This window comes from Liquorilactobacillus satsumensis (assembly GCF_964065465.1).
Lineage (GTDB): Bacteria > Bacillota > Bacilli > Lactobacillales > Lactobacillaceae > Liquorilactobacillus > Liquorilactobacillus satsumensis.
Window position 1 is genome coordinate 481089 of the sequence record NZ_OZ061606.1, and the last position, 13204, is coordinate 494292.

General features: G+C 42.1%; 10 protein-coding genes. All 10 read right to left on the reverse strand.

Annotated features, from left to right (window positions below; genetic code table 11):
* Positions 1–13: 13 nt before the first annotated feature.
* Entirely contained in the window at positions 14–1447 is a 1434-nt protein-coding gene (gene ffh / locus AB3Y88_RS02255) for a signal recognition particle protein (protein WP_054757323.1), read from the reverse strand.
* A 16-nt stretch (positions 1448–1463) separates the two neighbouring features.
* Complete coding sequence (locus AB3Y88_RS02260) at positions 1464–1802, reverse strand: putative DNA-binding protein (protein WP_054757333.1); 339 nt, start codon at positions 1800–1802, stop codon at positions 1464–1466.
* A gap of 28 nt (positions 1803–1830) precedes the next feature.
* Positions 1831–2820, reverse strand: coding sequence for a signal recognition particle-docking protein FtsY (gene ftsY / locus AB3Y88_RS02265; RefSeq protein ID WP_056959969.1), 990 nt, complete (start codon positions 2818–2820; stop codon positions 1831–1833).
* 23 nt (positions 2821–2843) lie between these two features.
* The gene (smc, locus tag AB3Y88_RS02270; RefSeq protein WP_228887775.1) at positions 2844–6392 is read right to left on the reverse strand and encodes a chromosome segregation protein SMC; all 3549 of its coding nucleotides are present in this window, start codon (positions 6390–6392) and stop codon (positions 2844–2846) included.
* Between the two features lie 40 nt (positions 6393–6432).
* On the reverse strand, positions 6433–7128 hold the full coding sequence (gene rnc, locus AB3Y88_RS02275) for a ribonuclease III (protein WP_054757322.1): 696 nt from the start codon (positions 7126–7128) through the stop codon (positions 6433–6435).
* Positions 7129–7395: 267 nt separating this feature from the next.
* A complete protein-coding gene (gene acpP, locus AB3Y88_RS02280) occupies positions 7396–7644 on the reverse strand; it encodes an acyl carrier protein (RefSeq protein ID WP_054757321.1) in 249 nt (82 codons plus the stop codon).
* On the reverse strand, positions 7637–8674 hold the full coding sequence (gene plsX, locus AB3Y88_RS02285) for a phosphate acyltransferase PlsX (RefSeq protein ID WP_056959964.1): 1038 nt from the start codon (positions 8672–8674) through the stop codon (positions 7637–7639). Before plsX ends, acpP begins: the two co-directional genes overlap by 8 nt.
* Before the next feature lie 21 nt (positions 8675–8695).
* Positions 8696–10732, reverse strand: a complete 2037-nt coding sequence (recG, locus tag AB3Y88_RS02290) for an ATP-dependent DNA helicase RecG (RefSeq protein ID WP_056959963.1) — start codon at positions 10730–10732, stop codon at positions 8696–8698.
* Positions 10733–10882: 150 nt separating this feature from the next.
* Positions 10883–12580: a DAK2 domain-containing protein gene (locus AB3Y88_RS02295; RefSeq protein WP_056959961.1), complete on the reverse strand. Its 1698-nt coding sequence runs from the start codon at positions 12578–12580 to the stop codon at positions 10883–10885.
* Positions 12581–12617: 37 nt separating this feature from the next.
* Entirely contained in the window at positions 12618–12980 is a 363-nt protein-coding gene (locus tag AB3Y88_RS02300; RefSeq protein WP_054757319.1) for an Asp23/Gls24 family envelope stress response protein, read from the reverse strand.
* Positions 12981–13204 lie beyond the last annotated feature (224 nt).

Consider the following 13204-nt stretch of genomic DNA (forward strand, 5'->3'; position numbering starts at 1 on the left):
AGATTTTGCATCCTTATTTACGTTTTCTTTTATTGCGCAAGCGTTTGAGTTTGCGTTTCTTATTTTTGCGCATCATTGAATTCATCGACATTTTTGCCAACTTTCCAGAAATTCCATTTCCCAGCATTCCTTCCATCCCTGAAAAGTTGCCCTTTGAAAATTTGCTCATCATCTTTTTCATTTGATTAAACTGCTTGATCATCCGATTGACTTCTTGAACAGGTCTTCCTGACCCAGCTGCAATTCTTCTTCTTCGACTTGGATTTAGGACATCTGGTTCAGTTCGCTCCTTTTCAGTCATCGAAAAAACGATTGCTTTCAAATGTTCAATATCCTTAGGATCAACTTTCAGATTCTTAAGTGCAGGATTATTTGCCATTCCTGGAATCATTTTGATAACATCTTCCATTGGGCCCATCTTCTGCACCTGCGTCATCTGATCAATGAAATCATTAAAATCAAAGGTGTTTTCCCTCATCTTTTCCTGCATTTCATCTGCTTTTTTCTGATCAAAATCCTGCTGTGCTTTTTCAATCAGGGTCAGCATGTCGCCCATTCCTAAGATACGTGACGCCATTCTGTCAGGATAAAAGACATCCAAATCCGTCATCTTTTCGCCTTGCCCAATGAACTTGATCGGTTTACCCGTCACCGCTCTAATTGACAGTGCAGCCCCGCCACGTGTATCTCCATCCAGCTTAGTTAGCACAATTCCGGTTACATCAAGCTGCTCATTAAAACCTTTAGCAACATCGACGGCATTTTGCCCGGTCATTGCATCAACTGTCAGTAAAATCTCATTAGGTTGTGCTAATTGCTTGATCTCAGCCAGCTCATTCATCAATTTTTCATCAACCTGAAGACGTCCGGCTGTATCAATCAAAACATAATCATTTTTCTTTTCCTGTGCAAATGCAAGTCCTTGCCGGACAATTTCAACCGGAGAAATATCTGTCCCTAAAGAAAAGACCGGCACATCAATATTTTTCCCAATAATTTTCAACTGGTCAATTGCAGCTGGACGATAAATATCACCTGCAATTAACAATGGGCGCGCTTTTTGTTCATTTTTAAGTTTTAATGCCAATTTGCCAAGAGTGGTTGTTTTCCCGGCTCCTTGCAGTCCCACCATCATTACGATCGTAGGAATCTTGGGCGCCTGGGCCAGTTCCACTGCTTCTTGTCCCATTACCTTGGTCAATTCATCATTAACAATCTTAACAATCTGCTGTGCCGGTGTCAGACTCTCTAGGACTTCTGCTCCAATTGCCCGCTCTCTGACCGTTTTAACAAAATCCTTAACAACTTGGAAATTAACATCAGCTTCCAGTAACGCAAGGCGAATTTCACGCATAACTTCTCTTACATCCGCTTCACTAACCTTGCCCTTGCGTCTTAGTTTGCTGATTGCGTTTTGCAGACGCTCTGTTAATCCTTCAAATGCCACTTTTGGCCACCAACTTTCATTCTTCTAGTTGTTCTAGCTTCTTCACCAATTTTAATAAAACTGAATCTTCTGGGTAATTTTCTTCAACATACGCTAACAGTTGATCAGTTTGTGCGCTTTGCTGCTGAAATTGCTGTAGCAGATGCAATTTCTCTTCATATGCCTCAAGGATTACTTCAGTCCTCTTTATGTTATCATAGACTGCCTGCCGAGAAACATGGTAATTTTCCGCAATTTCGCCTAAAGAATAATCATCCCTGTAATAAAGTGCAATATATTCATTTTGTTTGCTGGTCAAGAGCGGTTCATAAAACTCAAATAGTGCATTAATGCGATTTGTTTTTTCAATTGCCATCTGCAGCTCACCACTCTCATTTTGATTTTTAGACCAATCCCTTAAAAAGCCCGTACACAAACTCTTCAGGTTCGAAATCGCGTAAATCATCCATTTGTTCACCTAATCCGACCAGCTTAACAGGTAAATGAAGTTCATTCCTAATTGCCAAGACAATCCCTCCGCGAGCTGTACCATCGAGCTTAGTTAAAACTATTCCGGTCACATTAGTTACCTCTTTGAACTGTTTAGCCTGTGTTAATGCATTTTGGCCCGTAGTTGCATCCAAAGCCAACAAAACTTCTTGAGGCGCATCTGGTAGTTCACGTGTGATGACACGTGCGATTTTAGCCAGTTCGTTCATCAGATTAACTTTATTTTGGAGCCTCCCTGCTGTATCAACCAACAAGACATCATAATCTTCTTCTTTAGCACGCTGCACTGCATCAAAAACCACTGCAGCGGGATCACTACCTTCTTTTTTATGCACGACCGCAACATCTACCCTTTTGCCCCATTCAACAAGTTGTTCAATCGCTCCCGCACGAAAAGTATCCGCGGCCGCCAAAAGAACTTTTTTCCCTTCATTCTTGAAGCGATGGGCCAGCTTGCCAATCGTTGTTGTCTTTCCAACTCCATTTACACCCACAAACAGAAAAACAGTCGGTCCAGCAGGTGCAAAATGCAATGCATTTTCTTCACGTTTACCTTCTGCCTCATACAGTGCAACTAATTTTTCAATAATAGCCTGTGAAACTGCCTGCTTGTCCTTGGCATTGCGTAATTTAACTTCTTCTTTGAGTTCGTCACTGATACGAACAGCCGTCTCAAACCCAACATCAGCCTCAATCAGTGTCTCCTCGAGTTCATCAAAAAATTCTTCATCGACACTGCGAAAATTTGCAAACAGTGCATTTAGTTTATCACCAAAAGTTTTTCGTGATTTTTCTAGTCCACGATCATATTTTTTTTCTTCTTCACTCGCCTGTTCAGTAGTTTCACCACCAAAAGCGCGTTTTAACTTATCAAAAAAGCCCATTTTTTATCCTCCCCGTCAATCCATTATTGTCTGGTATTTGCCAAAGAGACCGAAACCATTCTTGAAACCCCAGACTCTTGCATTGTTATTCCATAAAGTATATCTGCATGCTCCATTGTACCCTTGCGGTGTGTAATAATGATGAATTGTGTCTGTGCATGAAAATGACGTAAATATTGTGCATAGCGTTCGACATTCGCATCATCCAGTGCCGCTTCTGCCTCATCCAAAATTACAAAAGGAACCGGCTTGACTTTCAAAATTGCAAACAACAACGTAATTGCTGTCAAAGCCTTTTCGCCACCTGATAGCAATGACAACTGTTGGAGTTTCTTTCCCGGCGGCTGTGCCATAATCTCAATTCCAGTAGTTAGCAGATTTTCTGGTGCAGTCAACTTCAAAGCGGCCTGCCCACCACCAAAAATCTGTGGAAATAGCTTACTAAAAGCAGCTGCGACGTCTTTAAAGGTTTGCTTGAAACGTACCCTGACCTCATTATCCATTTCCTGCATACTATTTTGCAACTGTTTCTTAGCTTCAAGCAAATCAGTTTGCTGAGTTTCTAAAAATTGGTAGCGCTGATTAATCTGTTCGTACTCTTCAATTGCATTCAGATTTACATTCCCTAATTCTTTCAACCCAAGTTTAAGTAGTTTCAATTGGTGCAATACATGTTCAATATTTTCTTCCTTAATTTGCAGTCTGGCTGCTTCAAATGAAAGTGAATATTCCTGACTTAGTTCCTGCAAATTGCGATCAAGCGCAGTGTTAATTCCATTCAGCAGCACACTTTGCTCTTTTTGCTGATTAAGTGCGATTTCCTGCAATTCAGTTAACCGCACATTTTCTTTTTGAACTACAACCAACTGCTCGTGGAGCGCACTTCTTTTTTTCTTTCCTTGACTAATCTGCACTGCAAGTTGCTCTTTTTCCGCTTCCAGGTTGGCGATGCGCGTTGCCCATGTGCTGCCTTGTTGTGAGTCGAGTTCTACTTGGCGGACAAATTGCTGCAATGCGGCTTGAGTTTCTTTGTCCTCGAGCCGCAACTGTTCAGCCTGTTCATCAAGTTCTTTTTGCTTGGCACGCAGACTAGCTAACCGTTCGGCCGCAACCGCTAATTTTTGCCGAATTTCATTTAAATGGCTTTGGTTTTGCTGCTGCGATTTATTAAGATTCGTCAATTCAGCTTTTTTTTGCTGATAGCTGTCCTGCAGCTGCTGAACCTGTGTATTAAGCTTGACTTGGGCATGTTTGATTTTTTGTTTTTGCGCTGCAAAATTCGAACCGGTTTGTTGACTACTTTGGAATTCCAATTGTCGCAACTCATTTTGCTGCCGTTGATACTTCAATTTATTCTCTACAACTGCCAGTTCATTCTTCGTTGCTTGCTGCGACTGCTGCTTTTGAGCACACTGTTCTTCCTGTGCAGTGATCTGTCTTTGCCCGTCATCCAGTTCAGCCTGTAAAGCATTACCTGCAATTTCTAGCTCCTTCATCTTGGCCTGCATGGTTTTTATATTAGCTGTCAATTGCTGAATCTTTTGCTTTTGTTCTAGCAAGCCGCTGCTGCGTTGGCGCAATTCCCCTCCTGTGATTGACCCGCCAGGATTGATCACATCTCCTGCCAAGGTAACAACACGGACGCTATGTTCTAACTTTTTAGCAAGTTCAATTGCAATTTCGATGTTTTCAACAAAAACCGTTGTTCCCAGCAAATAATTTAAAATCGGAAGATCAGCTGTTTGGCTGGTGATTAATTGGCTGCCCACCCCTAAAACGCCTGAGCAAGACTCCACCGTCTTTTGTTGATAACTGCTGAGCCGTCGCTGACGCACGGCAGTCCGCGGTAAGAATGTAACTCTGCCTAGCTTTTTTTGAGTTAAATAAGCAATTGCTCTTTTAGCAGCTTCTTCATCTGTAACTACTACGTTTTGTAATTGACTTCCAAGCGACATCTCAACTGCAACTGCAAGCTGTGCCGGAACATTCAAACGTTCAGCGACCGAACCGATAATTCCTTTAAATTGTCCCCGAACGCGTAAAATTTCCTTAACTCCATGGAAATAGCCGGCATAGTTTTCAGAAACACTTTTTAAACTATCATGTTGCGCCTGCGCCCGTTGCAGAATTTCTAAGCCCTGATACCAGCGTTTTTTTTGTGCTGCGAACTTTTGCTGTTTTTGTGCTAATTGCTTTTTAAGGGCCATTACTCCTGCCTCTAATTGTGCAGTTTTAGCGGTTTCGCGATCCAACTGAGTTTTTAATTTTTGTGCTTCGTCCTCTAATTGAAGTGTGATCTGTGCTATTTCAGCTCGCTTTTTGGCAAATGAACTCTGCGTAGCTGCCTCACGCTGCCTTTCTTTTTCAAGGTAAGTAAGCTGATTAGTCAACGTAGTTTGCTCCTGCATCTTGGTAATAATTTGACTACGCAGTTCCTCAATCTCTTGCTCAAGAGTAGCTTCATCGAGCCCTTGAACATGTTTTAACGCTTTGATTTCGTGCTGTAGTGTGTTCTGAGTGGCTTCCAGTGTTTTTAACTGCTCAAGTAATTGCCGCTTTTGAACTGCCAGATGCTTGCTTCTTTGCAAATCTTCCTGATGTTTTTTTTCAAGTTCTTGTTGGCGCAGCTGCTGAAAATCCTTTTCTTTTTGGGATAATTCGCGCTGCCCACTCAAACGCTCATGCTGTTCGGCCACTTCCACTGACCGTTCCTGCAATGCATCAAGTTGCTCGTTAAGTTCATGCTGTTGCTGCTGCAAATCTGCTGTTTGCTGCTTAATTTGTGCTAAAGCTGCACGTTTTTGAGCACTCAACTGCAGCAGCTTATTTAGTTCAGCATCATGGTCTTCTTTTTTAGCACGATCGCGTTCAATTTCTAAAACCAATCGTGCAAGGTTGTAATGGTCAAAATCTTTTTTTTGTGCCAAGTAGTCCTTTGCAAGACTGCTTTGCTTTTTTAAAGGCTCACGCTGGTTCCCTAACTCGCCGACAATGTCAGCAACCCGATTCAGGTGTTCAGTTGTTTGGGCAAGTTCTTGTTGTGCTTTTTGTTTTTCTTTTTTATACTTTAGCACTCCTGCAACTTCTTCAATAATTGCCCGGCGCTCCTCAGGCTTACTCTTAAAAATTGCTTCAACTCGTCCTTGAGAAATAATCGAAAATGATTCTTTTCCAAGACCGGTGTCAAGCATCAACCCAGTAATATCTTTTAAGCGCACTTGTTTGCCATTCAACAAAAACTCACTGTCGCCATCACGATAGATTCGTCGTGTGATTACAACTTCATCTTCGTTCAGTGGCAAATAACGATCTGTATTGGTAAGGGTGATCGTAACTGAAGCCCGATTTAAGGGTTTGCGTTCACTTGCTCCAGCAAAAATCACATCGGGCATCTTGCCGCTGCGCAAGCTTTTGGCAGACTGCTCCCCTAGCACCCAGCGAATTGCCTCAATTACGTTGCTTTTGCCGCTGCCGTTAGGGCCAACAATCGCCGTCATTCCAGTTTGAAAATCAATTTGCGTTTTGTCCGCAAAAGATTTAAAGCCATTAATGACAAGTGACTTCAGTTTCATTAAATAGACTGCTCCTTTTACGCTCCGTTAAAATTCACGTTTACTTTGCGTTAAGTTTCTTTAATGCTGCATTTGCTGCATTTTGTTCTGCCGCTTTTTTAGAATGTCCTTGCCCGGTTCCAAGTACCGTTCCATTGGCACTGACCGTCATCGTATACTGTTTGTCATGCTCTGGACCTTCATCTGTAACTTCTGTATAACTAATCGCGACTTCTCCACTTTTTTGCAGCAGTTCTTGTAATTCTGTCTTGTGATCCAACAGATGATCGAACCAACCCATGTCCAACTTTGGAAAAACAACTTGTCCAATGAATTGATCGACACCCTTTTTACCCTGATCTTGATACAATGCTCCAATGAAGGATTCAAAGATATCGCACAAAAGAGAAGGTCGCTGTCTTGCATTTGCCTTCTCTTCACCTTTTCCCAACCGAATATACTCATCAAAGTTGCATTCCTTTGCAAATTTGCTAAAGCTGTCTTCACAGACCATGGCTGCACGCAATCGTGAAAGCTTTCCTTCAGGCATCGATGGATATCTTTTGTATAAATACTCGGAAACGCATAGTTGCATCACAGCATCGCCTAAAAATTCAATTCTTTCATAGTATTTTAATTTCTTACGTGGATGTTCGTTCACATAAGAAGCATGCGTAAATGCCTCGTCAAGCAGTGCAGGATGTTTGAATGTAATTCCAAAATCATTTTTTAATTTCTCAGTCAAACCGATAATCACGTTGTTCTTCTCCTTTTATCATGTCATAGGTTTATTATACCTTTTCCCTGCAAGTCCAACCAACTTCTGCGCTAGAATAGCTTTACTGATTTTGCTCAAAAATTGCACCATGTTAAAGAAGCTCATCGACTTGTAAAGAGGTGCTGTAACCTGCAAGGTAAAGTTAAAGGACTGTGCCAAAATTTGAATTTAGCCTAGTCCCCTAACCCTCTTGCAGTATACAAATTAATGTGTTTTTCTGACAACCCCTGTCCCTGAATCTAAGTGTCAGGCTTTTTTCTGATGGGCTGCAATATATTTAACTACATCGCCTACGGTGGCGAGCCTCTCAGCTTCTTCGTCTGGGATTTCAGAACCAAATGTATCCTCCAACTCAAGTACAAATTCCACAATATCAATTGAGTCTGCATCAAGATCATTTGCAAAGTTCAATGCTGGAGTAATCTGTGCTAAATCAAGTTCAAAACGTTCATGAATAATCTGAGCAATCTTAGTAAAAATTTCTTTTTCAGTCATTTTTTTCCTCCGTTTTTTGAGCTGCTTTTTTTTCTTCCTGCTGTGCAAAATAACTTACCAGCTCTGGGACCATTTCTTCTTTCAGCATCTTATGAATCTGGCGCAAAGTATAATACACCGCTGTACTATCACTTGCGCCATGTGCTTTAACAACTGGCGCTTTCACACCTAATAAAACTGCACCACCATAGCGTGATTGATCCATTTTATCTTTTAGGCCGCTCAGACTGGATTTAAGCAACAATGCACCTAGCTTACCGACAACTCCACTTTTCATAATTGTCTCCTTGAGCAGATGAACCATTGCTCCGGCTGCGCCCTCAATTGCCTTAAGGACAGCATTTCCTGTAAATCCATCTGCAACGACGACATCTGCAACGCCCTTCAAAATTGCATTTGCTTCAACATTCCCCACAAAATTCAAGGACTCATCTGCTGAAAGTAAGTGATAAGCTGCTTGTGTTACTTGACTTCCCTTATGCGGCTCTGTGCCATTATTTAACAGTCCAATTCGTGGATTTTCAATTCCACGAACACGTTGGGCATAATATTTCCCTAAAATAGCATATTGATGTAAATGTTCCGGTTTATTTTCAGCGTTTGCTCCGCTATCAAGCAGGTTAAAGGCCCCATCTGTCTGGCCCAGCACTGGCATGGTGGAAAGTAAGCCAGGACGGGTAATTCCTTTGATCCGTCCGACAATTAACAAGCCGGCCGCTAAAAGTGCCCCGGTATTTCCACAAGAAAAGAATGCATCCGCTTGCTGTTCTTTGACGGCTTTAGCTGCCAGTACCATCGAAGAATTTTTCTTTCTGCGAATTGCTCTGACAGGCTCATCGTTCATCACAATTTCTTCGTCAGTATGAACAATTTTAATCCGATCTTCATTTTTAAGATATTTCTTAATCTCATTTTCTTTACCAAATAAGATAAATTCAAGATCGGTGAATTCATCGCGGGCACGTTCAACCCCTGCAACCACCGTTTGCGGGGCATTATCCCCGCCCATTGCATCAACAGCTATTTTCATTTTGTCTACCCATCTCCTCATTTAATCAAAACTCATTCCTGTTACTAAACTGCGTCTCACATACCGATAAAGTTCGCTCTGATTCCCGGTAGTAAACATTGGATCCTTGACAATTTGAGCGGCTTCTTTTTGTGCAACCTGCAGCACATTTAAATTTGCAACCGGATCGCCCAACTTAAAATCGGGAACTCCAGCCTGCTTACTGCCTAAAACATCCCCTTGGCCGCGCAACTCAAGGTCTTTTTGTGCAATTACAAATCCGTCATTTGTTTGAGTCATAACTTTCATTCTGGCGCTTCCGTACTCATTTTTAGGATCTGCTAGCAACAAACAATAAGATTGCTGCGTTCCCCTGCCGACCCGTCCACGCAACTGATGAAGCTGCGCTAAGCCAAAACGGTCTGCATCGAGGATCATCATGACAGTCGCATTTGGAACATCAACTCCGACTTCAATGACAGTTGTTGCCACCAAGACATGCAACTGCTGGGCTTTAAAGGCGCGCATTACTTGTTCTTTTTCCTCACCCTTCATTTTACCATGAAGCAGACCAACATGATATTGTGGCTCTAACCGTTTTTTAGCCTTAAGATAAACCTCTTCGGCGTTTTTAAGATCCATCATCTCTGATTCTGCAATCAGCGGACTAACAATATAGACTTGTGCCCCATTGTCAAGCTGTTTTTCGATAAAAGCATATGCCTGTTCTTGTTGCTTATTTTTCAACCAAATAGTCTCAATTGCCTTACGTCCAGCTGGTAGTTCATCAATTGTAGAAACATCCATTTCACCGTACGTTGTAAGTGCAAGAGTTCGTGGAATTGGAGTAGCCGTCATCATTAGTACATCCGGAGCGTGTCCTTTTTGGCGTAAGATTTGGCGCTGCGAAACTCCAAAGCGGTGCTGCTCATCGGTTACAACTAGCCCCAATTTTTTAAAATTCACATCGTCTTGGATTAGTGCATGGGTTCCAACCACAAGATCAACTTGCCCATTTGCTAGATTTTTAAGCAATTCTTTGCGTTGACTAGCGCGCCCGAGCGTAGCACTCGTCAGTAACGCTAGATTTACATCCAAATCCTTGAAAAGATGGGCAAATTTCTCTGCATGCTGTTGTGCCAGAATCTCGGTTGGAACCATTAACGCAGCTTGGAAGCCCGCAGTCACCGCCGCATAGAGTGCAATTGCAGCCACGATTGTTTTACCTGAGCCCACATCCCCTTGCAACAAACGATTCATATGATAATCATGATGCAGATCTGCACAAATCTCATTAACAACCCTCTTTTGAGCAGCGGTAAGTGTAAATGGCAACTGTGCAATCAAAACTTTTAACTTACTTAAGTCATAGTCGAGCTTGATCCCATCTGCAACTCGATTGTGTTTTTTTAAATATTGAACTTTCACTTGAAAAAGAAAAAATTCCTCAAAAATTCCTGTCCGCCGTGCCAGTTTTGCAGTTGTCGCATTATCTGGAAAATGAATATTGCGCACCATCTCAACACGCGACATCAGTCTGTACTTCTTACGCAAAGCTAGTGGGATTAAATCGACAAGTAATTCATGGTATGCCTGAAAAGCTTCCGCTACTAACTTCTTCACCTGACTTTGTTTGATCTCCTTTGAAGAACGATATACTCCACCAAGTTCATCCTCCGCGGCTGCCGCAAGAATTTTAATGCCCATCAATCTTTGCTTTTTAGCATCCCACTTGCCATAAATCGCCATTTCTTTGCCAGTTTCAATCTGCTTAGCAAGATAAGCTTGATTAAAAAAAGTTACCATAATCACTTCATGTTCGATTAAAAGTCTGAAGTTCAAACGATTCTTATTTCTTCCAAAGCGACTCACGACTGGTTCCGAGGCTACAGTCCCTTTTAAAGCAACCTTTTCTTGATCATTAACTTCAGCTAGTTTACGTGCGGCAAAGTCTTCATATCTGAAAGGAAAGGCATTTAACAGATCTTCGATCGTATTGATATTCAATTTGTTCAATGCGACTACCTTTTTGGGGCCTACCCCAGGTAATACGCTGACTGGATCATCAAGTTTTTTCATTTTAGTCACCTCGCAAACAAAAATGCGACAACGTTCGGAAGACTGTGAGCACTGAAACCAAATTGCTCACAGTCACCCGGCTGATTGTCACACTCTTAGCCTTTCGAAAGTCCGATAATTCCAATAAGTTGCTCAGACTCGCAGACACCTTTATTCAACTGAGATTAAATACGGGTAAACTGGTTGGTCACCCTCATGAATTTCGACTTCCAGATCCTCATCCAGCTCTAAGATAGCTGTTTTAAGTTCTTCTGCCTGTTGCGCTGACCCATCTGCTCCGTAAATAATAGTTACAATTTCACTGTCATCATCCAGCATCTCCTTAACCATTGCGAGCGCCGTTTGTTGCTGATTAGGAGCAGTGACCAAAATTTTACCATCGACAATTCCCAAATAGTCGTTTTTCTTGATTGCTTGACCATCAATTGTTGAATCGCGAACAGCAATTGTGACCTGTCCGGATTTGACAGTTGCTAAATCTGCTGTCATTTCTGCTTGATTAGCAGCGAGCGTGTCATCTTGGTTAAAAGAAACAAGTGCCGACATTCCCTGTGCAATTGTCTTGCTTGGAATAACCGCAACTTCGGCATCCACAACTTGAGCCGCCTGTTGTGCAGCAAGCAAAATATTTTTATTATTTGGTAAGATAATTACTTTTTGTGCCTGTGTTTTAGCGATTGCATCAACAATATCCTGGGTACTTGGATTCATCGTTTGCCCGCCATTTAAAACATAAGTCGCACCCAATCCACGGAAAAGTTTAACTAATCCAGCGCCCGAAGCGATGGCGATAACCCCGTAACCGTTATTAGTCGTGTGCGGTTGACTTGCATCCACACTATTGTTTTCTTGATCGTGTTCCAAAATAGTTTCGTGCTGCAGCCGCATATTGTCAACCTTTACCTTAATCAGCGAACCAAAATGTTGTCCATAGGCTAAAACCTTACCTGGTTGTTCAGTATGCACATGCACTTTCACAATCTCATCATCAGCAATCACTAACAGTGAGTCTCCAATTTCGCTTAATGCCGTTCGGAATTTTTCATAATCAAACTTTTGATCGACCAACCTTCCGGCACCTAAACGCACCATGATCTCTGTACAATAACCATACCGAATATCTTCTGTGCTCAGCTGACTTTGAACACTCTTATGGTGTTGTGCATTCACCATCTCATCCATCTCTTCAACACTCGGTTGATGCGGGGTTTCCGTCTCTTCTTCGCGCTGATTTCCGGTCAAAACATCAGCGAATCCCTGATAAACAAAAGTTAGTCCTTGCCCACCAGAATCCACCACCCCAACCTCCTTAAGAACAGGAAGCAGTTCCGGGGTTTTAGCTAACGCCTTTTTGGCAGCTTGATAGGCGGCAGTCATGACTGCTGCTGCATCAGTTGTTCTTGCAGCCGCTTGATTAGCAGCCTTGGCAGCTTCACGTGCAACCGTCAAAATAGTGCCTTCAGTCGGTTTCATCACCGCTTTGTAAGCAGACTCTACCCCGGCGGACAGAGCACCTGCAAGATCCGCAGCTGTTAAGACTTCTTTAGCCTCTGTACTCTTATAAAAGCCGCGGAAAATCTGTGATAAAATCACTCCCGAATTACCACGTGCACCCATCAAAAGGCCTTTAGCCAACGCAACCGCAAGTGAGCCGACGCTCTGCGCAGTTGATTCAGAAACATACTTTGCTCCGCTTGCAAACGAAAGACTCATATTCGTTCCTGTGTCTCCATCTGGTACAGGAAAAACATTTAATGAATTGATAAATTCGGCATTTTTATTCAGTCTTTTAGAACTGACCGCAACCATTTTTCTAAATTCAGCGGCAGTTATTTTCGTCACTTTCAACTTTATTTATCCTCCTTGGTCCCCAACAACAGCCAGCTTATTCCTCAATTACTCGTACACCCTGTACAAAAACATTTACAGAACTGGCCGTTATCCCGAGCATGGTTTCCAAATTATATTTGACTTTGTCTTGAACGTTACGGCAGACCTCGGAAATCTTTGTTCCATAACCTACAATAATATAAACATCAACCGCGACGCCAGCATCTTCCTGACGAACAACTACTCCCTTTGAATAATTATCTCGTTTTAAAATTTCGTTAAGGTTATCACGAATTTGATTTTTGCTAGCCATGCCGACTATTCCAAAAATTTCGGTTGCAGCACCACCTACAACCGTCGCAATTACATCATTATTAATATCAATGTTTCCGAACTGCGTTTTGATTTTTACAGCCATAAAATACAGCCTCCTTAATTAGCACAATCGTCAACAACATTTTAGCATAAATTACAATAAACCACTATACCGCAGACATCGCCCGATTTCAACGCAGACGAAGCCGACGCGGATTAGTAACTGCCAAGTTAATTTACTTTACAGAAAAATCTTGCATTCAAAACTGAATTATGATAACTTAGTCAAGTGAGTTAACAGCAGCTGTATTTTTAATCCTAGCAACA